21 protein-coding genes are annotated in these 21,288 nt (G+C 65.9%); 11 read left to right on the top strand and 10 right to left on the bottom strand.

Annotated elements, in window-relative coordinates; all coding sequences use genetic code 11:
• Position 1 precedes the first annotated feature (1 nt).
• The 4 genes from IB255_RS04070 (at position 2) to yejK (ending at position 3,114) form a co-directional block, all read left to right on the top strand.
• The gene (locus tag IB255_RS04070; protein WP_081516085.1) at positions 2–1,363 is read left to right on the top strand and encodes a TAXI family TRAP transporter solute-binding subunit; all 1,362 of its coding nucleotides are present in this window, start codon (positions 2–4) and stop codon (positions 1,361–1,363) included.
• Between the two features lie 117 nt (positions 1,364–1,480).
• Entirely contained in the window at positions 1,481–1,720 is a 240-nt protein-coding gene (locus IB255_RS04075) for a CopG family ribbon-helix-helix protein (RefSeq protein ID WP_081516087.1), read from the top strand.
• Positions 1,710–1,994 carry a type II toxin-antitoxin system RelE/ParE family toxin gene (locus tag IB255_RS04080; protein WP_081516089.1) on the top strand — a complete coding sequence of 95 codons (285 nt, stop codon included), beginning with the start codon at positions 1,710–1,712 and terminating at the stop codon, positions 1,992–1,994. Before IB255_RS04075 ends, IB255_RS04080 begins: the two co-directional genes overlap by 11 nt.
• 112 nt (positions 1,995–2,106) lie before the next feature.
• Positions 2,107–3,114: a nucleoid-associated protein YejK gene (yejK, locus tag IB255_RS04085; protein ID WP_192209822.1), complete on the top strand. Its 1,008-nt coding sequence runs from the start codon at positions 2,107–2,109 to the stop codon at positions 3,112–3,114.
• Between the two features lie 86 nt (positions 3,115–3,200).
• On the opposite strand, the gene IB255_RS04090 is transcribed toward yejK, so the two are convergent.
• Positions 3,201–4,109 (bottom strand): hypothetical protein, encoded by a 909-nt coding sequence (locus IB255_RS04090; protein ID WP_081516093.1) that lies wholly within the window; start codon positions 4,107–4,109, stop codon positions 3,201–3,203.
• A gap of 185 nt (positions 4,110–4,294) precedes the next feature.
• On the opposite strand from IB255_RS04090, the gene IB255_RS04095 reads away from it, so the two are divergent.
• Entirely contained in the window at positions 4,295–5,221 is a 927-nt protein-coding gene (locus tag IB255_RS04095) for a DUF4344 domain-containing metallopeptidase (RefSeq protein WP_225594648.1), read from the top strand.
• Here the strand turns inward: IB255_RS04095 and IB255_RS04100 are convergent.
• From IB255_RS04100 to IB255_RS04115, 4 genes are all read right to left on the bottom strand, one after another.
• Positions 5,202–6,137, bottom strand: coding sequence for a glutathione S-transferase family protein (locus IB255_RS04100; RefSeq protein WP_081516095.1), 936 nt, complete (start codon positions 6,135–6,137; stop codon positions 5,202–5,204). The genes IB255_RS04095 and IB255_RS04100 overlap by 20 nt on opposite strands.
• A 63-nt stretch (positions 6,138–6,200) precedes the next feature.
• Positions 6,201–6,506: a GIY-YIG nuclease family protein gene (locus tag IB255_RS04105; RefSeq protein WP_081516097.1), complete on the bottom strand. Its 306-nt coding sequence runs from the start codon at positions 6,504–6,506 to the stop codon at positions 6,201–6,203.
• Complete coding sequence (locus IB255_RS04110) at positions 6,503–7,204, bottom strand: glutathione S-transferase C-terminal domain-containing protein (RefSeq protein WP_081516099.1); 702 nt, start codon at positions 7,202–7,204, stop codon at positions 6,503–6,505. The genes IB255_RS04105 and IB255_RS04110 overlap by 4 nt, the downstream gene beginning before the upstream one ends.
• Before the next feature lie 73 nt (positions 7,205–7,277).
• On the bottom strand, positions 7,278–7,760 hold the full coding sequence (locus tag IB255_RS04115; protein WP_081516101.1) for a nuclear transport factor 2 family protein: 483 nt from the start codon (positions 7,758–7,760) through the stop codon (positions 7,278–7,280).
• A 123-nt stretch (positions 7,761–7,883) separates the two neighbouring features.
• Here IB255_RS04115 and IB255_RS04120 point away from each other — a divergent pair, with 123 nt between their 5' ends.
• Positions 7,884–8,840: a GlxA family transcriptional regulator gene (locus tag IB255_RS04120; protein ID WP_081516435.1), complete on the top strand. Its 957-nt coding sequence runs from the start codon at positions 7,884–7,886 to the stop codon at positions 8,838–8,840.
• A gap of 132 nt (positions 8,841–8,972) precedes the next feature.
• Here IB255_RS04120 and pcsA read toward each other — a convergent pair whose 3' ends face one another.
• The 5 genes from pcsA to IB255_RS04145 form a co-directional block, all read right to left on the bottom strand.
• Positions 8,973–9,689, bottom strand: a complete 717-nt coding sequence (pcsA, locus tag IB255_RS04125) for a phosphatidylcholine synthase (RefSeq protein WP_081516103.1) — start codon at positions 9,687–9,689, stop codon at positions 8,973–8,975.
• Positions 9,690–9,934: 245 nt separating this feature from the next.
• A complete protein-coding gene (locus IB255_RS04130; protein WP_024767156.1) occupies positions 9,935–10,711 on the bottom strand; it encodes an amino acid ABC transporter ATP-binding protein in 777 nt (258 codons plus the stop codon).
• 12 nt (positions 10,712–10,723) lie between these two features.
• Complete coding sequence (locus IB255_RS04135; protein ID WP_081516105.1) at positions 10,724–11,821, bottom strand: amino acid ABC transporter permease; 1,098 nt, start codon at positions 11,819–11,821, stop codon at positions 10,724–10,726.
• Between the two features lie 10 nt (positions 11,822–11,831).
• The gene (locus tag IB255_RS04140; protein ID WP_081516107.1) at positions 11,832–13,016 is read right to left on the bottom strand and encodes an amino acid ABC transporter permease; all 1,185 of its coding nucleotides are present in this window, start codon (positions 13,014–13,016) and stop codon (positions 11,832–11,834) included.
• A gap of 116 nt (positions 13,017–13,132) precedes the next feature.
• Positions 13,133–14,161 (bottom strand): amino acid ABC transporter substrate-binding protein, encoded by a 1,029-nt coding sequence (locus tag IB255_RS04145; protein ID WP_081516109.1) that lies wholly within the window; start codon positions 14,159–14,161, stop codon positions 13,133–13,135.
• A 513-nt stretch (positions 14,162–14,674) separates the two neighbouring features.
• Between IB255_RS04145 and IB255_RS04150 the strand changes: the two genes are divergently transcribed.
• The 5 genes from IB255_RS04150 to rhlB all read left to right on the top strand — a co-directional run bounded on the left by IB255_RS04150 (position 14,675) and on the right by rhlB (position 21,232).
• Positions 14,675–15,328, top strand: a complete 654-nt coding sequence (locus IB255_RS04150) for an alpha/beta hydrolase (RefSeq protein WP_081516111.1) — start codon at positions 14,675–14,677, stop codon at positions 15,326–15,328.
• Between the two features lie 31 nt (positions 15,329–15,359).
• Complete coding sequence (locus IB255_RS04155) at positions 15,360–17,252, top strand: acyl-CoA synthetase (RefSeq protein ID WP_081516113.1); 1,893 nt, start codon at positions 15,360–15,362, stop codon at positions 17,250–17,252.
• A 151-nt stretch (positions 17,253–17,403) separates the two neighbouring features.
• Positions 17,404–18,342, top strand: coding sequence for a GGDEF domain-containing protein (locus IB255_RS04160; protein WP_081516115.1), 939 nt, complete (start codon positions 17,404–17,406; stop codon positions 18,340–18,342).
• 76 nt (positions 18,343–18,418) lie between these two features.
• The gene (locus IB255_RS04165) at positions 18,419–19,585 is read left to right on the top strand and encodes a dipeptidase (RefSeq protein ID WP_192209823.1); all 1,167 of its coding nucleotides are present in this window, start codon (positions 18,419–18,421) and stop codon (positions 19,583–19,585) included.
• A gap of 96 nt (positions 19,586–19,681) precedes the next feature.
• A complete protein-coding gene (gene rhlB, locus IB255_RS04170) occupies positions 19,682–21,232 on the top strand; it encodes an ATP-dependent RNA helicase RhlB (RefSeq protein WP_081516436.1) in 1,551 nt (516 codons plus the stop codon).
• Positions 21,233–21,288 lie beyond the last annotated feature (56 nt).

The following is a 21,288-nucleotide window of genomic DNA, read 5'->3' on the forward strand; positions in this document are numbered from 1 at the left end:
CATGCAACGCCTTCTGAACATGCTCAAGGACCTTGCCATCCTGGTCCGCGCCAACCTCTGGCTGGTGCCGGTGCTGGCCGCACTGGTCACCGCGGTCTTCTACTTCGTCGCGCCGCCGCCACCGATGAGCGCCACCCTGGCCACCGGCGCGCCGGGTGGCGGCTACGCGGTGTTCGGCCAACGGCTGAAGGAGGAACTGGCCAAGCAGGGCTTCGACCTGCAGCTGGTACGCACCGCAGGTTCCCGCGACAACCTCGGCAAGCTGCTGGACGGCAAGAGCGGCGTGGACCTGGCGCTGGTGCAAAGTGGCCAGGAGCAACAGCTCGAACCCAAGCAGCGCGCGCACCTGCAAACCCTCGGCGCGATGTTCCAGGAGCCGCTGTGGCTGTTCCAGCGCCGCGAGGCGAAGATCGACCGCCTGGCCGACCTGCTCGCCCTGCGCGTCGCCATTGGCGGTTCCGGCAGCGGCACCGAGGCGGTGACCGAGGCCATCCTCAAGGCCAACGAGATTCCCACCGATCCCCTGCCCGCCGGCTGGCAAGCGCACGGCGGCAACGCGGTGGCCAACCAGTTGCTGGCCGGCGAACTGGACGCCGCCTTCTTCGTCGGTCCGGCGGAGAACCCGCTGATCCAGCGCCTGGCGGCGAGCCCCGAGCTCAAGCTCACCGGGTTTCGCCGCGCCCATGCCTACGAGGCGCGGATTCCCTTCCTCAAGCGCGTGGAAGTCAGCGAGGGCCTGCTGAACCTGGCGCAGAACGTGCCGGACGAGGACCTTGCGACCCTCTCGCCGGTCGCCACCCTGGTGGTCAACGGCGACTTCCACCCGGCGCTCACCCCGCTGATCCTCGAAGCCGCGCGTGCGGTGATGAAGAGCGGCACCCTGCTCGACGCAGCCGGCGCCTTCCCCAGCGCCGAGCCGCGCACACTGGCCCTGCAGGAAGACGCCGAGCGCTACTACAAGAGCGGCCCGCCGCTGCTGCAGCGCTTCCTGCCGTTCCGCATTGCCTCGCTGGCGGACCGCTACATCATCCTGCTGATCCCCTTCATCGCCATCCTCATCCCGCTGCTCAAGTCCATCGGCCCGCTGTACCGTTGGCGCATCCGTGCGCGCATCTACCGCTGGTACCGCTACCTGCGCGAGATCGACCGGCGCCTGGACGAGCGCACCGGCAGCGCCGAGCTGAGCACCGAGATCGAACGCCTGGAGCAGCTGGAGGCCGAACTGGCCAAGGTCGAGGTGCCGCTCTCCTACTACAACGAGCTGTACGAGCTGCACCTGCACCTGAACTATGTAATCCGCCGCCTGCGACAGCTGCGCCGCAATCGCCGTGAACGCGACGAAGGCTTGGTGCCGGCGGATTGAGCCGATGGCGATTTCGGAATCCACTGCAGCCGACGGACGCATGCAGCACCTGTAGTAGGTTGTAGTATCTTGTAGTGCAAGCCACTACACCCCAAGCCACTACACATGAGGTGCTCCATGCCCATCATGTCCCTGCGCCTGTCGGACGATCAGTCCGAAACCCTCGCCAAGCTGGCCGAGGCCACGGGCCGCAGCAAGAACTTCCTCGCCGCCCAGGCGCTGGAGGAATACCTGAACCGCGAATCCTGGCAGATCGGCGAAATCCAGCAGGCGATAGCGGAGGCGGATGTTGGTGACTTCGCCAGCGACGCCGAGGTGAAGGCCATCCTCAACAAGTGGGCGCGCGATGCGGATTGAGTGGCTGCGCAATGCCCTGCGCAACCTCGATACTGAAGCCAGCTATATCGCCCAGGACAACCCCGCAGCGGCGCGGGCCTTCGTCAGCGCCGTGCTGACCGACGTCGCTTTGCTCGCCGCCAATCCTGCCGCCGGCCGGGAGGGCCGCGTGCCTGGCACGCGCGAATGGGCGATGAGCAGCCATCCCTACCTGATCCCCTACCGTATTCGCGGAGGCCGCTTGCAGGTGCTGCGCATCTTTCATATCCGCCGCCTGCCACCGGTCCGCTGGTAAGCGTCGCGCATCCCGGCGCCGGGTCGGGTAAACTCTGGCGTTTTCCAATCCGCCCGCCCCGCCGCCGCTTCGATGCGTGCGGCGCCGCCGGCACTGAACATCCGGGTCCGCCATGCCGATTCGTCACGCCATCGTCCACCTGATCGACAAGAAGCCCGACGGCAACCCCGCGACGCTGCACGCGCGCGACGCCGAGCTGGGCGACTCCCAGGCCATCGAGAACCTGATGGCCGACCTCAACGAGAGCTACAACGCCAAGCCGAACAAGGCCTGGGGCCTGTTCCAGGGCGAGTCCGGCGCCTACCCGTTCAGCGGCTGGCTGAGCGAGTACCTGGACAACGGCAAGGACTTCGTCGTCTTCTCCAAGCAGGCGGTGGAACACCTGAAGACGCTGATGGAAGAATCCAACCTCTCCACCGGCGGCCACGTGCTGTTCTGCCATTACCAGCAGGGCATGACCGACTACCTGTCCATCGCCCTGCTGCACCACAGCGAAGGCGTGGCGGTGACTGACGCTCTGGAAGTGACCCCGTCGCGCCACCTGGACCTGGGCCAGCTGCATATGGCCGCGCGGATCAATATCTCGGAGTGGCAGAACAACAAGACGTCCAAGCAGTACATCTCGTTCATCAAGGGCAAGGGCGGCAAGAAGGTCTCCGACTACTTCCGCGACTTCATCGGTTGCACCGAGGGCGTCGACGGCCCGAGCGAAACCCGCACCCTGCTCAAGGCCTTCAGCGACTTCGTGGAGAGCGAAGACCTGCCCGAAGAACAGGCCCGCGAGAAGACCGACGTGCTGGTGGACTACGCCACCAGCCAGGCCAAGATCGGCGAGCCGATGGCCCTGGACGCGCTCTCCGAGCTGATGGACGACCAGGCGCCGCGCGCCTTCTACGACTACATCCGCAACAAGGACTACGGCCTGTCGCCGGAGATCCCGGCGGACAAGCGCACCCTCAACCAGTTCCGCCGTTTCACCGGCCGCGCCGAGGGGCTGTCGATCAGCTTCGAGGCGCACCTGCTGGGCAGCAAAGTGGAGTACGACGAGGCCCGCGACATGCTGATCATCCGCGGCCTGCCGACCCAGTTGCAGGACCAGCTCAAGCGCCGCAAGGACTGAGGTCCGTGCGCTGACGAAAAAGCCCATCTCGCGATGGGCTTTTTTGTGGTCACGGCAAATGTTCTGTCCTGTAGGAGCGGGCCCCCTCAGCAGGCCCAGTCGATCTTCATGTCGCGGAAATCCAGCTGCGCGTTACCGGTGCCGAAGTTGTAGCCACCCAGGTATTCCTCGAAACCGATGTAGTAGGCGCTGATGTCCGGCATGCCCTGCACCGGGCGCATGGTGCCGCCGATGTGGTTGGGCTGGTGGCCCAGGCTCCAGGCGTGCTCGCGGTAGTTGTCGCGATGAATGTCGTCGTTCTCCCAGTAGTAGAACTGCTGGTAGTCCGTCTCGCCGTACTCGTCGGGCTTGATCCCGGCATTGGGGTCGCTGGCGCGCGGGGTCCAGCGCAGCAGGTACCGCGTCTCCAGCCCCGGCTGGGGAATGCCGCCGAACAGGCCGAACAGGTAGTCGCCTTCCTTCATGGTGGTGTCGAAGGTGCTCGCCGAACCCGACACCAGCCATTGTGGCGCGACCGTCTGCGCCAGCAGTGGATTGCCCGCGGGCAGTTGCGGCGGCAGGCACGCGGCGCCGTTGAATTCGGCTTCGGTCAGCAGGATCACGGCGTAGGAGCCGCCGAGGATGTCCTCCATGCGGTGCAGGCGCGGGTGGCTGGCACGGCCGGCTTGCCAGAACGGCAGCAGGTGCGGATCGGCCGGAGGCTGATCGTCTGGCGAAAGAATCTGCTCGGCGATGCCGTCCACCGTGCTGGGGCCGCCGTCGTTCTGGTCCGGCGACAGCGAGAAGAAGCTCAGCGCGACGATCTCCGGCCCGTGCACCCGATAATCCTCGGGCAGGCGCAGGGTGAAGCCGTGCATCAGCGGGTAGCCGGTATCCGGGTCCAGCGGCCATTGCGCGGGCGTGATGCCCGGCGGCAGGCCGAAGCACCAGCCCTGGAGTTCCTCCCCGGCGGCGGGCGTGGAATATTTCAGCAGTTCGATATCGTAGGCGTGCATGCGCGGCGTCCTTTCTCGTGCATTGGGTGTTGTTCAATGGGTGTCGTGCAAGGAGGGTTGGACGATAGACGCCCGCGCCAGACGCCTCAAGCGACCATCGCACAGTCTTCCGACAAAGCGCCCCGCAGCCCGCGCAGTATGGCTGCTAGAGTCAGATCAGGCGCCTCTCGCTCGCGGTGGTCGCCATGTCCGCCTTGCCTGATTTCACTGCCGCTGCGTCTCCGCTCTCCGGGCATCCCCGGTTGCACTGCTCGTACTGGACGCTGCTGTTGCTGCTCTGCACCCGTCTCCTGTTCGCCGACCCGACGCCCCCGTCACTGACGCCCAACGTCGCACGCTTCGTGCTGGCCAACGCCGAGTTCAGCGTGATGCACGAGATGGGGCATGTACTGATTGCCGAGTACGACCTGCCGGTGCTCGGGCGTGAGGAGGATGCGGCGGACCAGCTCGGCTTCATCCTGCTGTTCCACCTCTACGCCCGGTTGCCGCGCGACGAGGTGGACGCACGCCTGCTGGACATCGCCGATTACTGGCGACTGGAGTGGCAGACGCCCAAGCCGCCGCCGGACCAGGTGCTGGCCTGGGACAGTCACCCGCTGGACGAGCAGCGCTACTACAACATCGCCTGCCTGCTCTACGGCAGCGACATGGCGCGGCTGGACTGGCTGCCGTCGCTCACCGGCCTGCCCTATGAGCGGGCGGTCTACTGCGACCGGGAGTTCCGCCAGGCGAGCAAGGCGTTCGAATGGATCCGGCACACCCGGCGTACGTCCTCGATCCAGCACCACGCGGCCTGGCGCCTGAGCTGGGACCCGCCTTCGATGAACCCGGAGCAAGCCGGGCCGCTGATCGCCCTGCTGCGCGACGGCGATCACCTGCAGCTGATGGTCAACGAGGTCTTCCGCCTGTTTCACCCGCCGCGCCCGCTGAACCTGCGGCTGGTCAGCTGCGGCGCACCGGACGCCTGGTACAACAGCAACAGCGGGGAAATGGCGCTCTGCTACGAGCGCCTGCAGCACTTCCGCGAAATGGCCGAAAACCTGCCGCGCCTGCGTACGCCGGTGACGCGGCAGTGCCCCGGCCCGGCAGGACTCAGGCCGGGCGGATGCTGAAGCCGATACGCGGGAAGTGCACGTGGACGGTCCCGGCGCGCGGGTCTTCGCGGCGCAGGATCAGGCTTTCCAGCCCGGCGTGCAGCAGCTCGCCTTCCACCGGGTCACAGCCGTAGTCGGTGGCAGCGATTACCACGCGCTGGCCAGCCTTGAAGCCGTTGGGATCGACGAAGGCCTCTTCCGGCAGTGCCGCCGGCTGGCTGTCTCGAGCCACGGCGATGGCTTGCTCGGCGCTCATCTCGCTGGCGGCACCGTGGCCGAAGCCCAGGACGCGGCCGAGCCAGGCAGCGACCGACGGGTAATCGTCCACCAGCGGCGCGGTGACCGGCGTGCCTTTGAGGAACCACAGGCAGTGCGCCAGGGCGAAATCGGCGATGGAGGGCTCGCCGAACAGGAAGTCGCCCTCCTCGCGGGCCAGTTGCTCCTCGACGCGGGCCATGAAGGCAGGCCACTGGTGCTTAGCCTGCTCGGCCGGCAGCTTGCTGGCGGTGCCGCCGCTGAACAGCTGGCTGCGGTCGGCGACGAAGGCCTGGAGGAACTGCGGCGGCAGCTTGCCGAAGCGCATGGCGATGGATTCGGGCTGGAACACCAGGCTGACGGCATGCTGGAAGATTACCGAGTCGGCCCACAGGGCGAAGCTGGCCGAGGTGAATTCGTGGCCTTCGGGGAACAGCGCCGGCACGGCCTTTTCCTGCTCCAGGCGGCGGGCGATCAGCGCGGTGTCGCAGTAGATGTCGGCGCCGACCTGCAGCACCGGGGTCTTGCGGTAGCCACCGGTGAGGGCCATGAGGTCCGGCTTGGGCATCAGCGGCGGGATGGTCACCGAGCGCCAGGACAGCTGCTTGAAGCCCAGCATCAGACGCGCCTTTTCGGCGAAGGGCGAAGTCGGGTAGTGGTGCAGGATCAGCTCGGACATGGGGGGCTCCAGCGGCCGGAAGGTGGTCCGGCAGCTTAACCCTTACGTAGGACGACTCCTACCTCATCCCTCGGATAGGACGACATCCACGGCGCTGATGGTGAAGGGATTGGCCAGCACCAGGCGCTCCTTGGCCTGCTTGGTCAGCGCCTTGATCGCGCGCTCGCGGCGCAGGGCGTCGCCCTTGCCGGCGCAGGCCTCGACATAGACCAGCGCCTGGGCCGGGCTGGAATGGAAGAAGCGCGCGCCCTTGCCGGTACGATGGGTTTCGAAGCGCCGTTGCGCGTCGTCGCTGATGCCGCAGTACAGCGCGCCGTTCTCGGCGCGCACCAGGTAAACGAACCAGGGTTTGGGTTCGGCGGCGGTCACGACGCCCAGACCCGCGCCTGCATGCGGTCGCAGTAGGCGACCAGGCGCTCGTAGCTGCGCGCCATGTCGTTGAGCGGGGTTTCCAGGGTGCTGAGGATCAGGTTGGCCAGCACGCCGTAGGTCGCCGCATCGGCGCTGCACGGCTGGGCGCCGCCGAAGTACGGCAGGTCGCCGAGCATGCCGTCCAGGGCTTCGAGGTCGTCACGGGCGAAGCCCAGCAGTTCCTCGCGGCTGTGGCGCAGCAGGCCGCGGCCCTTGAGGTCGCCGCGAATCTTGCGTTGCAGCATCGCCCCCACCACCGGCCGCAGCGGCCCGGGCACGCCGCGGAACATCACGTCCTTCACCTGGCGGAAGCCCTGCTCGTCGAGCCAGCGGAAGTACACCAGCAGCGGCACCAGGTGCTCGTCGCACAGACGGGTGATCGACACCGCCCAGCCACGACCACGGGCATCGAGGCCGGCGTCGAGGTCGAATTCGTAGTACTGCTGCAGGGTACGCATGATGATCGCCGTGTCGGCGATGGGTTTTCCATCCAGCGTAATGAACGGCAGCTTGCCCTTGGGCCCCTTGCGCGGGTCCATCACATGCTTGATCTGGTACTCCAGCCCGGCGAGGCGCAGGAAGGTCTCCAGCTTCAGGCAGAAGGGGCTGACGTTGGGTACGTTGAAGGCGGGCGGGAACTGGAAAAGTGTGATCATGGCGGCGTCCGGCTCTCAGTCGCCTGTCATTTAAGCCTATCCCGCCGCCACGGGCGAGCCCGAAAGCCCGCGATCAGGCCTTCCCCACCCGTTGTGCGCGGTACGCCGCCAGGCCTTTGGCGGCCTGGGCACGGATCGCACCTTGCACCGGCGGCGCCCAGCCCAGCAGGGCCCCCTTGGCGCCGAGGGCCTGGCGGGACCATTTCCACAGATCGAAGCTGTCCACGTGCTGACAGATCAATCCGTCGCGGAAGTGGAAATGTGCCCGGATGTGATTGATCACTTTCCGACCAGTCTGGGTAAAGGTGTAGGACGCCACCCAGCGTGCCGAACCGCGCGTCTCATCGGCCTCGACGCCCTCGTAGGTCAAAGAGAAATCCTGGGCGCGGGCGGTGAGCATGCGCCACATGTCACCGGCCTCGGCGCCGCGCAGGTCGGTGAAGACCGGGTCGCTGAACTGCACGTCGGCGCTGTAGCAGGCGGCCATGGCCTCGCCGTCACGACGCTGGAAGGCCTGGTAGAAACGTTCGATCAGCTGGGCGTTGGGGTGGGCCATGGTGGAGCTCGTGTCAGGAGAGATGACGCAGTATCGGGGATGGATCGACTGGACACGATTGGCAATATCGACAACATTATGATCAATAGCGCCACTTCCATCGACAGAGCAAAGCGAGACGCCATGTTCAGGATAGCCCTGTTCGTCTGCCCGCAAACCCTGTGTTCCAGCCTTGGCCTGGCCATGGACAGTTTTCACCTCGCCAACCGTCTGGCCGGCGAACGACGCTTCGAGGTGCTGCGGGTCAGCACCGACGGCGGCCCAGTGGCGCTGCCCTTCGGCCGTGTGGAAGTGGAAGGCGGGCTCGACCTCGCCGCGCGCTGCGACCTGCTGCTGATTCCCGCCACCGGCGCCGACATCGACGCGACCTTCGCCGCCAATCAACCGCTGCTGGACTGGTTGCGCCGCGCCCCCGCCAGCGTACAGCTGGGCAGCCTGTGCAGCAGCGCCTTCCTGCTGGCCGAAGCCGGCGTGCTGGACGACCGCCGCGCCACCACGCACTGGGCGCTGGAGGCGGCGTTCCGCGAACGTTATCCCCAGGTGCGGCTGGACATTGACGCCCTGTGCACCGACGACCATGGCCGGCTCTGCTCCGGCGGCGCGCAAGCCGGGCTGGACCTGTGCCTGTACCTGATCGAGCGCCATGCCGGCGCGGCACTCGCGCGTCGCGCGGCGGCGACCCTGGTGTTCGAGCACGGACGCGGCCGCCAGCGGCGCTTCACCCCGCTGCTGCCCGACCCGCTGCCCGCCGGCTCGCCACTGGAGCCACTGCTGGCCTGGCTGGAAGACAACTACGCGCAGCCCTTCGACCTCGCCAGCCTGGCGCAGCGCGTGCACTGCTCCACACGCACGCTGTTGCGGCGCTTCCGCGAGCAGGTCGGGATGTCGCCGAACGATTACGTGCAACGCCTGCGCATCGCCTCGGCGCAGGAGGCACTGGGTGATCCGGGGCGTTCGCTGGAGCGCATCGCCAGCGATGTCGGCTATGCAGACCGGGCAAGCTTCGCGCGCCTGTTCAAGCAGGTGTGCGGGGAGACGCCGGGGGCTTTCCGGCAGCGGCTGATGGGGCGGCAGGCGTAAGACGTCTGAGAGGTGCAGGAACGTAGGAAGGGTGGAGCTTGAGATACCCATGCTGCTGGATGCATGGGTATCGATGGGTATCGCTTCGCTCCACACCATCCTACGTGGAAGCAAACCGCAAATCCGGCTCGGTCAGCTGAACCACTCCATCGCCGTGCGCCACACGCAGACACCGACGAAGTAGGCCGAAGCCACGAACCACAGGCCGAGCAGCCAGGGCTGGTCCACCGGGTGCTGGAGGATCAGCAGCGCGCTGCTGAGCATCCAGACGAAGGTCACGGCGATGTTCAGCGGCATGAACTGGCGTACGCGGAAGGGGTGCAGGAACTTCATGCGGGTCAGGGTCAGCGCGGCCAGCACCAGCACGGTGACGAAGCTCACCCAGGGGTTCAGGTCGAGCACGAAGAAGTACACCGCCACCACGTTCCAGGCGGCCGGGAAGCCGACAAAGTAGTTGTCCTTGCTCTTCATGTTGACGTTGCAGAAGCAGAACAGCGAGGACACCAGGATCACCCCCACCGCCAGCAGTTCGGTGTGCACCGGCAGCGGCACGTAGCGGTATATGAAGATCGCGGGGATGAAGACGTAGGTGAGGTAGTCGATCACCAGGTCCAGGGTGGAGCCATCGAAGTGCGGCAGCACCGCCTTGACGTCGAACTTGCGCGCCAGGGTGCCGTCCAGGCCGTCCACCAGCAAGGCCGCACCCAGCCACAGCAGGCAGGCCTGCGGCTTGTTGTCGACCAGCGCGAGAAGCGCGAGCAGCGCGAGGATGACACCGCTGGAGGTCACCGCGTGGGCGCCCCAGGCCTTGGCTTTGCTGAGGTTCAATGGCGATAGGATCAGGTTCACGTCGGCTCTCTTCCTTTGGACGGCGGATGCAGGGGAGCTACCTGAAACGGTAGCCCATCCCTGGCAAACCACTGCACATGGGAACACCGATGGGGCGGCCGAGTTCAGCCGGTTTTCCCGATGCGCACCTTGTTGCGGTGGAATCGGCAGCATACGCCGTTGCGGCGCTGGCTTGCCATCGGGGGAGACGAGCGTTGCAAGCGATCACCTGCCCCTCTCCCCAAGGAGAGGGGCAGGTTCGGATATCAGTGCAGGATCTGGCTGAGGAACAGCTTGGTGCGGTCCGACTGCGGGTTGTCGAAGAACTGGTCCGGCGGCGCCTGCTCGACGATCTCGCCCTTGTCCATGAAGATCACCCGGTTCGCCACGGTGCGCGCAAAGCCCATCTCGTGGGTCACGCAGAGCATGGTCATGCCGCTCTGCGCCAGGCCGATCATGGTGTCGAGCACTTCCTTGACCATTTCCGGATCGAGCGCCGAGGTGGGTTCGTCGAACAGCATGATCTTCGGCTTCATGCACAACGCGCGGGCGATCGCCACCCGCTGCTGCTGACCGCCGGAGAGCTGGCCGGGGAACTTGTTGGCCTGCTCCGGGATGCGCACGCGCTCCAGGTAATGCATGGCGACTTCCTCGGCCTGGCGCTTGGGCATCTTGCGCACCCACATGGGCGCCAGGATGCAGTTCTGCAGCACGGTCAGGTGGGGGAACAGGTTGAAGTGCTGGAACACCATGCCGACTTCGCTGCGGATCGCCTCGATCTGCTTGAGGTCGTTGGTCAGCTCGGTGCCATCGACCACGATGCTGCCCTGCTGGTGTTCCTCCAGGCGGTTGATGCAGCGGATGGTGGTGGACTTGCCCGAGCCGGACGGCCCGCAGAGCACGATGCGCTCGCCCTGCTTGACCTCCAGGTTGATGTCCTTGAGCACGTGGAACTGGCCGTACCACTTGTTCACACCCTTCATGGTGATCATCACGTGATCGCCGATGGCCGGCTGTGCGGTCTTGTTGGTGGCTTCAGACATGATGAATCGCTCCTAACGCTTGTGGCCCGTGTCCAGCTTGTGCTCCAGGTGCATGGAGTAGCGGGACATGCCGAAACAGAAAATCCAGTAGACGACCGCGGCGAACACATAGCCTTCGGTGGCCATGCCCAGCCAGGCCGGGTCCGCGGTGGCGCGCTTGATGCTGTTGAGGAAGTCGAACAGGCCGATGATGATCACCAGGCTCGTGTCCTTGAACAGCGCGATGAAGGTGTTGACGATGCCGGGGATCACCAGCTTGAGCGCCTGCGGCAGGATCACCAGACCCATGGTCCGCCAGTAGCCCAGGCCCATGGCGGCCGCGGCTTCGTACTGACCTTTCGGAATGGCCTGCATGCCGCCGCGCACCACCTCGGCGATGTACGCGGCCTCGAACAGCACCACCATCACCATCGCGCGCAGCAGCTTGTCCAGGTTCATCCCCTCGGGCAGGAACAGCGGCAGCATCACCGAGGACATGAACAGCACGGTGATCAGCGGCACACCGCGCCAGAACTCGATGGTGGTGACGCAGATGACCTTGATCGCCGGCATCTTCGAACGCCGCCCGAGTGCCAGCAGGATGCCCAGCGGCATCGCCCCGCAGATGCCGACCGCAGCGATCACCACGGTGAGCATCAGCCCGCCCCAGGCGCTGGTCGGCACGCTTTCCAGGCCGAGGAAGCCGCCGTGCAGCAGCCAGTAGGCCACGATCGGCAGCGCCACGAGGAAGCCCAGGCCGTACTTCACCTTGTACGCAAAGCGCTTGAGGAACAGCGGCGCCGCGCCGAACACCACGAACAGCACGGTGAGGTCCACGCGCCAGCGCAGTTCCTCGGGGTAGAAGCCGTACATGAACTGGCCGAAGCGTGAACCGATGAACACCCAGCAGGCGCCTTCGCGGGAGCAGTCGGCGCGCGTGGCGCCGGTCCAGTCGGCCTTGATGATCGCCCACTCCAGCAGCGGCGGCAGGATCAGCCAGACCAGGTAGAGGCCGACCAGCGTCAGCAGGGTGTTGAACCAGCTGGAGAACAGGTTGCCGCGCAGCCAGGCGAGCACGCCGACGCTGCGCGCGGGGGGCGGCAGGTCGGGCTTGAAGGTATGAGTTGTCATGGATATCCCCTTACCGCTCGACCAGCGCGATGTGCTTGTTGTACCAGTTCATCAGCAGCGAAATGCTGATGCTGATGGCCAGGTACACGCTCATGGTGATGGCCATGGTCTCGATAGCCTGGCCGGTCTGGTTGAGCACCGTGCCGGCGAACAGCGAGACCATGTCCGGGTAGCCGATGGCGGCGGCCAGCGAGGAGTTCTTCGCCAGGTTCAGGTACTGGCTGGTCAGCGGCGGAATGATCACCCGCAGCGCCTGCGGGATGACTACCAGGCGCAGCGTCTGCCCCGGGCGCAGGCCCAGGGAGCCGGCGGCCTCGGTCTGGCCGTGGCTCACCGCCTGGATGCCGGCGCGCACCGTCTCGCCGATGAAGGCGGCGGTGTAGACCGACAGCGCGAGCACGATGGACACCAGCTCCGGGATCACCACCCAGCCGCCACGGAAGTTGAAGCCCTGCAGCACCGGCATGTCCCAGTGGAACGGCGCGCCGGCCACCAGCGACACCAGCCCCGGCAGCACGACCAGCAAAGCCAGGCCACTGAGGAACACCGGGAAGGCCTTGCCAGTGGCATGGCGACGGGCCTTGGCCCACTTCCAGATCACCGCCCAGCCGACGATGGCCAGGATCACCGCGACGATGAACGGGCCGAGGCCGTCGGCGGCGATCGGCGCGGGCATCTGCAGGCCGCGGTTGTTGATGAAGAACAGGTCGCCGAAGCTGATGCTCTGCCGCGGGTTCGGCAGCGGGCCGAGCACGGCGAAGTACCAGAAGAAGATCTGCAGCAGCGGCGGGATGTTGCGGAAGGTCTCGATGTACAGGGTCGCCAGCTTGCGGATCAGCCAGTTGGGCGACAACCGCGCCACGCCGAGGATGAAGCCAAGGATGGTGGCGAAGACGATGCCTATCACCGTGACCAGCAGCGTGTTCAGCAGGCCGACCATGAACACCCGTCCGTAGGTGTCGCTTTCGCTGTAGTCGATCAGGTGCTGGGAGATGCCGAAGCCGGCGCTGTGGTCGAGGAAGCCGAAACCAGACTGGATGCCGCGGTGGGCGAGGTTGGTCTGGGTGTTGTCGAAGAGGAACCAGCCGACCGCCACGACGAAGATGACGGCGATGACCTGGAATGCCCAGCCGCGCACGACGGGATCGTTGAGCGATACCCCCCGCGGACGCTGGGCCTTGACGGAATTCTGCATGTAAGCCCTCTCGGAAGCGCGCCGGGCGACCACGGGCCAAGCCCGTGACCACCCGGAGGCTTCACGTCGTTCGAAACAGTCCGGCGCCCACACTCCGGGCGCCGGAGCGGGTCAGGTCAGCGCACCGGCGGTGCGTACTGCAGACCACCCTTGTTCCACTGGGCGTTGAGGCCACGCTTGATCTTCAGGTCGCTGCCGTCACCGACGTTGCGGTCGAAGATCTCGCCGTAGTTACCCACTTGCTTGACGATCTGTACCGCCCAGTCCTTGGGCAGCTTGAGGTCCTTGCCGTAATCACCCTCGGCACCGAGCAGGCGCGCGACGTCCGGGTTCTTGGTGCTCTTGGCCTGTTCCTCGACGTTCTTCGAGTTGATACCCAGTTCCTCGGCGTTGAGCATCGCGAAGAGCGTCCAGCGGGCGATGTCGAACCACTCCTCGTCACCCTGGCGCACGGCCGGGCCGAGGGGCTCCTTGGAGATCACTTCGGGCAGCACCACGTAGTCATCCGGCGCCGCCAGCTTGATGCGCTGGGCATAGAGCTGCGACTGGTCGGAGGTCAGCACGTCGCAACGGCCGGACTCCAGCGACTTGGCGCTCTCGTCGGAGGTGTCGTAGGTGATGGGGGTGTACTTGAGGTTGTTGGAGCGGAAATAGTCGGACAGGTTGAGCTCGGTGGTGGTGCCGGCCTGGATGCACACGGTGGCGCCGTCGAGTTCCTTGGCGCTGGAGACGCCGAGCTTCTTGTTCACCAGGAAGCCCTGGCCGTCGTAGTAGGTCACGCCGACGAAGTTCAGGCCCATCGCGCTGTCGCGGGAGCTGGTCCAGGTGGTATTGCGCGAGAGGATGTCGATCTCGCCGGACTGCAGCGCGGTGAAGCGCTCCTTGGCCGTCAGCGGGCTGTACTTGACCTTGGTCGAGTCGCCGAACACGGCCGCCGCCACGGCGCGGCAGACATCCACGTCGATGCCCTTGTACTGGCCCTTGGCGTCGGCATACGAGAAGCCGGGAAGACCGTCACTGATACCGCACTGCACGTAGCCTTTCTTCTTCACTGCATCCAGGGTGGCGCCGGCATGCGCGAGGCCGCTGATGCCGAACACGGCGGCGGTGGTCAGCACTGCCAGGGTGGATTTCACCATCTTCATCGATCTTCTCCGTTGCTTTTTTAGTGTTTTGGAGTCCCGGTTCCACCGCCGTACCCTCGTGAGGCACCAGCAAGACAACAAACGGGATGGAGACCTGAAAGTGAGTCTAGACGGCTTGCGAAATTTCCTTCGCCAGGCCGCGAACACACCTTCGAGCGCGCAGGTCTTGCACGCTGGAACGGGTCATCAAGGGATCATTGCGTGAAGGCGAAGGCCCGCCGCGCCGGCTGTTGACCGCAGCCGGCGCGGCGGGCCCTGAAGCAGCCCAAGGTTGTCGCGGCGCCACTTCCGGTACAGCTTTCCGGATGGGGTCGGTAGAGTGTTACCGGAAGTGGGGCCGCACAGCCTGCCAGTAGCGATAGCAAGGGGCGTACCAGCCTAGGAACGTTCGTGCAAATTCGTGCAGTCAAGTCCCACAAGTTATGGCCATGCGACATCTTCTTGCATCGCCCCTCCTCCCTTTTTCCCACGCAGCGCCCCTTCCTAGAGCGCCTGCCCCATCCTGGAGCCTCCATGACCCAGCCCCTGATCCTCGAACCCAGCCAGAGCGCCGACTCCTGCGTCATTTGGTTGCACGGCCTGGGCGCCGACCGTTACGACTTCGAGCCGGTAGCACAGATGCTGCAGCGCAGCTTCACCTCGACACGCTTCATCCTGCCCCAGGCGCCGACCCGCCCGGTCACCGTGTTCAACGGCATGCCCGCGCCCAGCTGGTACGACATCCTCGCCATGGCCCCGGCCCGCGCCATCGACGACGCGCAGCTGGAAGCCTCGGCCGACAGCGTGATCGCGCTGATCCAGGGGCAGATCGACCAGGGCATTGCGCCCGGACGCATCATCCTTGCCGGCTTCTCCCAGGGCGGCGCGGTGGTGCTGCACACCGGCTACCTGCGCTGGGACGGCGAACTGGGCGGGGTCATGGCCCTCTCCACCTATGGCCCGACATTCAGTGACGACATAAAGCTGCCCGCTACAAAAAGACAACTGTCCGCCCTCTGCCTGCATGGCACTTTCGATGACGTGGTGACGCCGGCCATGGGCCGCGCCGCCTACGACTTCCTGCAGGCCAACGAGGTGCCCGCCCAGTGGCGCACCTACCCGATGAGCCACGAAGTGAGCAATGAGGAACTTGGCGATATCGGCGCCTGGCTGCGGGAGCGCCTGTGATCCCCTGACCCTGCGGAGAACAAGAAGAAGCATGAACGCCCCGATCAGCAGCCTGCGTGACGTCGAAGCCCTGGAACAGGTCCCCCTGCAAGACCGCGACCTGCCGCCCAACACCTATGAACTGCTACGCCGTTCGGCGCAGCAGTATGGCCCGTCCACCGCCCTGAGCTTCCTGCTGCAGGGTTCGGCGGCGGAGGAACCGGTCAAGGTCAGCTACGAGCAGCTGTTCGCCCGCGTCACCCAGGCGGCGAATGCCTTCCATCGCCTTGGCGTGCGGCCGGGCACCGCGGTGTCGTTCCTGCTTCCCAACCTGCCGCAGACCCACTACGTGATCTGGGGCGGCGAAGCGGCGGGGATCGTCAACGCGATCAACCCGTTGCTCGATCCCGAGCACATCGCCGAACTGGTGCGCGCCGCCGATTCGCGCGTGCTGGTGACGCTGGCGCCCTTCCCGGGCACCGATCTCTGGAACAAGGTCGCCGGCCTGCGCGAGCACCTGCCGGAATTGAACGCCATCGTCACCGTCGACATCGCCAACCTGCTGCCCGAGCCACAGCGCTCGGCGATCAAGGCCGCTCGCGACGCGCTGCCCGAAGGCGTGCTGGACTTCGACGAACTGCTCGCCCAGTGCCCGGCGGACCACCTGGAAAGCGGCCGTGTGATCGGCCCGGACGAAGTCGCTTCCTACTTCCACACCGGCGGCACCACCGGCACGCCCAAGCTTGCGCCGCACAGCCATTTCAACGAAGTGGCGATGGCCGAGATCATGGGCCTGAACTCCGACTACGACGGCAACGACGTGCTGCTCTGCGGCCTGCCGCTGTTCCACGTCAACGGCGTGATGGTCACCGGCCTTGCGCCCTTCATGCGCGGCGGCGAGGTACTGCTCGCCGGTACCCAGGGCTATCGCAACCCGACGCTGATCCAGGACTTCTGGAAGCTGGTGGAGCGCTACAAGGTCACCAGCTTCAGCGGCGTGCCGACCATCTACGCCGCCCTGCTCCAGGTGCCCAGCGAGGGTCGCGACCTCTCCAGCCTGCGCTTCGCCCTGTGCGGCGCTGCGCCCATGCCGGTGGAGCTGATCCGCCAGTTCGAGGCGAAGACCGGCCTGAAGGTCATCGAAGGCTACGGCATGACCGAAGGCACCTGCGGCACCAGCTGCAACCCGCGCGGCGGCGAGCGTCGGCCCGGCTCCATCGGCCTGCGCCTGCCCTACTGCGAGCTGAAATCGGTGGTCCTCGACGGCGACGGCCAGTACCTGCGCGACGCGGCCGTGGACGAGATCGGCAACATCTGCCTGCGCGGCCCCACCGTCTTCAAGGGCTACCTGCAGGCCAGCAAGAACAAGGACATCTGGGTCGACGGCGACTGGTTCAACACCGGCGACCTGGGCCGCATCGACGCCGACGGCTACATCTGGCTCACCGGCCGCAGCAAGGACCTGATCATCCGGGGCGGGCACAACATCGACCCGCAGATGATCGAGGAAGCCCTGCACCGCCACCCCGCCGTGGCCATGGCCGCCGCCGTGGGCAAGCCGTGCCTGAAGGCCGGCGAGCTGCCGGTGGTGTACATCCAGCTCAAGCCGGGCATGCAGGCGAGCGAAGCGGAACTGCTGGAACACGCCGCGCAGCACGTGCCCGAGCGCGCCGCAGTACCCAAGGACGTCTGGCTGCTGGACGCCATCCCGGTCACCGCGGTGGGCAAGACCTTCAAGCCGGCACTGCGCCTGGATGCCATTCGTCGCGTGCTCGAGGACGAGACCCGGCACCTGTCCCCGGCACCGCGAATCGAGGTGATTGCCGATGACCGCTTTGGTCAGAAAGCGCGTCTTTTCGTTGGCGACCTCGACCTAGACTCACGCGCCGCCCTGGCCGACCGTCTGGGCGGTTACGCGGTGCACGTGGAGCTGCTGGAACACTGATGAAACACCCGGCCGACCGCCGGTCGGCCGGGTCTGGATGCGAATTGCCAGTAGTCAAATCTGACTAATACTGATGGCTCAATGTGCGAAGAGGACTACAGGGAGAGTCAGTCGTGCACATCATCAGCCGCTACCCGACGTCCGCCGCGCCATGAAAGCCGCGCAGTGGAAAGAGGACATCCGCCAACTCCAGCACTTGCGCCTGTTCCAGAACGTGGCCGCGGCCAACCTGCAGCAGCTGCTCAAGGATTTCCGCGCCTGCGAACTGGAGCGCGGCGAAATCCTGCTGTCGCCCTTCAACCGCAATCACTTCCTTTATATGGTCCTCTCCGGGCACCTGACGGTGTACCTGGGGTCGCTGGACAACCAGCCGGTGAGCACCCTGCATCCGGGTGACTGCGCCGGCGAGATCAGTTTCATCGACAGCGACCATCCTTCGGCCTATGTCGTCGCCAGCGAACCGACCACCGTCCTGCGTCTGCACCGCGAAGCGCTGATCGGCCTGTTCGAGCACTCCCCGCAGGTGATGCAGAACCTTCTCTCGGTGCTTTGCGAGCGGGTGCGCGAAGGCAACCGGATCATTCTCGACACCGAGCAGAACGCCAACATCGACACCCTCACCGGGCTGTTCAACCGGCGCTGGCTGGAGCACATCTACGACCGCGAGAGCACGCGCTGTGCCTTCAACGAGCAACCCATGTGCATGCTCATGCTCGATGTCGACCACTTCAAGAACTACAACGACGAGCACGGCCACCTGGCCGGCGACTACGCGCTGTGCCTGGTCGCCCATACACTGCGCAGCCAGCTGCGGCCCAAGGACAGCATGGCGCGCTATGGCGGCGAGGAGTTCGTCATCCTACTGCCGGAAATCGCCATCGATGAGGCCCGGCGCATCGGCAATCGCCTGCGTCAGAGCCTGGAGCAGGTCGCCTCCTTCTACTCGCCGGTGGGCGTACTGCCCGGCGTCACCGTGTCCCTGGGGCTGGCCGAGATGGACATCCAGGAAAACCTGCCGAGCCTGATCCTGCGGGCAGACGGCGCCCTCTACCAGGCCAAGCAGAAGGGCCGCAACTGCCTCTGCGGCTGAGGCCGCTTCCCTTCACCTGCCCTTCTGTTAGATTGCGCCCCAGCAAGAAAACCAATAACAAAGCTGGGAAGCTGACATGCGCAAACTGCTGATCATCCTGCTCGTCCTGCTCGTCCTGCTGGCCGTTGGCCTGGGGATCTTCTTCAACCTGCCGGGCTACATGGACCGCAAGATGAACACCGTGGCCAGCCCGCCGCCCTACCCCGCCTCGCCGCAGGCCCAGGCGCTGCACCAGACCCTGTTCGTCGCCGACCTGCACGACGACGCCCTGCTCTGGGACCGCAACCTGCTGGACCGCCACGACCACGGCCACACCGACCTGCCACGTCTGCTCGAAGGTCATGTCGGCCTGCAAGTGTTCTCCACCGTCACCAAGACCCCGCGCGGCCTGAACTACGAAAGCAACAGCGCCGACAGCGACAACATCACCCCGCTGGTCATTGCCCAGCGCTGGCCGGCACGCACCTGGAACAGCCTGCTCGAACGCGCGCTCTACCAGGGCGAACTGCTGGACAAGGCCGCCGCCGACAGCCAGGGCAAGCTCACCCTGGTGCGCAGCCGCGACGACCTCACCCGCTACCTCGCGGCCTGGCAGAAAGACCCGAAGCAGCTCGCCGCCGTGCTCGCCACCGAAGGCCTGCACCCGCTCGAAGGCAAGCTCGGGAACATCGACCGCATGTACGACGCGGGCTTCCGCATCATGGGGCTGACCCATTTCTTCGACAACGAAGTCGGCGGCTCCGCCCACGGCCTGAAGAAAGGCGGCCTGACCGCTTTCGGCCGCGAAGTCATTCCGCGCCTGGAAGACAGGAAAATGCTGATCGACCTGGCCCACGCCTCGCGTCCATTGATCGACGACGTGCTGGCCATTGCCAGGCGCCCGGTGATCGTTTCCCACACCGGCGTCGCCGGCACCTGCCCCGGCCCGCGCAACCTGACCGACGCCCACCTGCGCGGCATCGCCAACACGGGTGGGGTGATCGGCATCGGTTACTGGGACGGCGCGGTCTGCGAAACCTCGGTGGAGGCCATCGTCAAGGCCATGCGCTACGCCGCCGACAAGGTAGGCGTCGAGCACGTGGCGCTGGGTTCGGACTTCGACGGCGCGGTGAATGCGCCCTTCGACACCACCGGCCTCGCGCAACTGACCCAGGGCCTGGCGAAAGCCGGCTTCAGCGACCAGGACATCGCCGCCATCATGGGCGGAAACGTCCGCCGGCTGCTGCTGGAGAACCTTCCGTAGCCCAAGTCAATAGGCAGAATGCCCGTGGCACTTCGCCCTGCGGGCATCTTGCATTACACTGGCGGCCGTTCATTCCTTAACCAGTACGAGACCAACGTGCTCAAAGCACTCAAGAAAATCTTCAGCAAGGGTGATGGCGAGCAGCCCGTCACCACGCCGGCAGCCCCCGCACCCGCTGCCTCCCAGCCCGCCCCGAGCGGCGAAAAGCGTCCGCGCAAACCGCGCAATCCGCGCCCCGAAGGCGACAACGGCGAGAAGCCGGCCCGCGGTCCGAAGAGCGACAAACCCCGCGCCGAGCGTTCCGACAAAGGCGAACGCGGCGAAAAACGCGAGCACGCGCCGAAGCACGAGCATGCCAAGGCCGAGGGTGCCGACAAGCCCCGCGAGCCGAAACCGCGCCGCGAGCGCAAGCCGCGCCCGCCGGTGGTGGACAACTGGAAGCTGGAAGACTTCGTGGTCGAGCCGGCCGAAGGCAAGACGCGCTTCCACGACTTCAACCTCGACCCGCGCCTGATGCACGCCATCCATGACCTGGGCTTCCCATACTGCACGCCGATCCAGGCACAGGTACTGGGCTTCACCCTGCGTGGCCAGGACGCCATCGGCCGCGCCCAGACCGGCACCGGCAAGACCGCCGCGTTCCTCATCTCGATCATCACCCAGCTGCTGCAGACCCCGCCGCCCAAAGAGCGCTACATGGGCGAGCCGCGTGCGCTGATCATCGCGCCGACCCGCGAGCTGGTGGTGCAGATCGCCAACGACGCCCTCGGCCTGGCCAAGTACACCGGCCTGAATGTCATGAGCTTCGTCGGCGGCATGGACTTCGACAAGCAGCTCAAGACCCTGGAATCGCGCTTCTGCGACATCCTGGTCGCCACCCCCGGCCGCCTGCTGGACTTCAACCAGCGCGGCGAGGTGCACCTGGACATGGTCGAGGTGATGGTGCTGGACGAAGCCGACCGCATGCTCGACATGGGCTTCATCCCGCAGGTCCGCCAGATCATCCGCCAGACCCCGTACAAGGGCGAGCGCCAGACCCTGCTGTTCTCCGCCACCTTCACCGACGACGTGATGAACCTGGCCAAGCAGTGGACCGTCGACCCGGCCATCGTCGAGATCGAGCCGGAAAACGTCGCCAGCGATACCGTCGAGCAGCACGTCTATGCCGTTGCCGGCAGCGACAAGTACAAGCTGCTGTACAACCTGATCGCGCAGAACGACTGGACCCGCGTGATGGTCTTCGCCAACCGCAAGGACGAGGTGCGTCGCATCGAGGAACGCCTGACCAAGGACGGCATCAGCGCCGCCCAGATGTCCGGCGACGTGCCGCAGCACAAGCGCATCAAGGTCCTGGAAGGCTTCCGTGAAGGCAAGATCCGCGTCCTGGTCGCCACCGACGTCGCCGGCCGCGGCATCCACGTCGACGGCATCAGCCACGTGATCAACTTCACCCTGCCCGAAGACCCGGACGACTACGTGCACCGCATCGGCCGTACCGGTCGCGCCGGCAGCACCGGCACCTCCATCAGCTTCGCTGGCGAGGACGATGCCTTCGCCCTGCCGCCGATCGAGGAACTGCTGGGCCGCAAGATCAACTGCGAAATGCCGCCCACCGAGCTGCTCAAGCCGGTACCGCGCAAGCACTGATCGCTTGTTGCACCAGAAGAAGGCGAAGCCACATGGCTTCGCCTTTTTTGTTTCCA

Source organism: Pseudomonas sp. PDM22 (assembly GCF_014851965.1).
In the GTDB taxonomy this organism is placed as follows: domain Bacteria; phylum Pseudomonadota; class Gammaproteobacteria; order Pseudomonadales; family Pseudomonadaceae; genus Pseudomonas.

Excerpts from the sequence above, each read along its gene's own strand:
- IB255_RS04070 (WP_081516085.1), top strand. The coding sequence starts at position 2 with ATGCAACGCCTTCTGAACATGCTCAAGGACCTTGCCATCCTGGTCCGC.
- IB255_RS04080 (WP_081516089.1), top strand. The coding sequence starts at position 1,710 with ATGCGGATTGAGTGGCTGCGCAATGCCCTGCGCAACCTCGATACTGAA.
- IB255_RS04075 (WP_081516087.1), top strand. The coding sequence starts at position 1,481 with ATGCCCATCATGTCCCTGCGCCTGTCGGACGATCAGTCCGAAACCCTC.
- IB255_RS04090 (WP_081516093.1), bottom strand. The coding sequence starts at position 4,109 with ATGCACGCCTACGATATCGAACTGCTGAAATATTCCACGCCCGCCGCC.
- IB255_RS04160 (WP_081516115.1), top strand. The coding sequence starts at position 17,404 with ATGAAAGCCGCGCAGTGGAAAGAGGACATCCGCCAACTCCAGCACTTG.
- IB255_RS04100 (WP_081516095.1), bottom strand. The coding sequence starts at position 6,137 with ATGTCCGAGCTGATCCTGCACCACTACCCGACTTCGCCCTTCGCCGAA.
- IB255_RS04140 (WP_081516107.1), bottom strand. The coding sequence starts at position 13,016 with ATGCAGAATTCCGTCAAGGCCCAGCGTCCGCGGGGGGTATCGCTCAAC.
- IB255_RS04165 (WP_192209823.1), top strand. The coding sequence starts at position 18,419 with ATGCGCAAACTGCTGATCATCCTGCTCGTCCTGCTCGTCCTGCTGGCC.
- IB255_RS04155 (WP_081516113.1), top strand. The coding sequence starts at position 15,360 with ATGAACGCCCCGATCAGCAGCCTGCGTGACGTCGAAGCCCTGGAACAG.
- IB255_RS04095 (WP_225594648.1), top strand. The coding sequence starts at position 4,295 with ATGTCCGCCTTGCCTGATTTCACTGCCGCTGCGTCTCCGCTCTCCGGG.
- IB255_RS04135 (WP_081516105.1), bottom strand. The coding sequence starts at position 11,821 with ATGACAACTCATACCTTCAAGCCCGACCTGCCGCCCCCCGCGCGCAGC.
- IB255_RS04145 (WP_081516109.1), bottom strand. The coding sequence starts at position 14,161 with ATGAAGATGGTGAAATCCACCCTGGCAGTGCTGACCACCGCCGCCGTG.
- IB255_RS04120 (WP_081516435.1), top strand. The coding sequence starts at position 7,884 with ATGTTCAGGATAGCCCTGTTCGTCTGCCCGCAAACCCTGTGTTCCAGC.
- yejK (WP_192209822.1), top strand. The coding sequence starts at position 2,107 with ATGCCGATTCGTCACGCCATCGTCCACCTGATCGACAAGAAGCCCGAC.
- IB255_RS04130 (WP_024767156.1), bottom strand. The coding sequence starts at position 10,711 with ATGTCTGAAGCCACCAACAAGACCGCACAGCCGGCCATCGGCGATCAC.
- IB255_RS04115 (WP_081516101.1), bottom strand. The coding sequence starts at position 7,760 with ATGGCCCACCCCAACGCCCAGCTGATCGAACGTTTCTACCAGGCCTTC.
- IB255_RS04150 (WP_081516111.1), top strand. The coding sequence starts at position 14,675 with ATGACCCAGCCCCTGATCCTCGAACCCAGCCAGAGCGCCGACTCCTGC.
- IB255_RS04110 (WP_081516099.1), bottom strand. The coding sequence starts at position 7,204 with ATGATCACACTTTTCCAGTTCCCGCCCGCCTTCAACGTACCCAACGTC.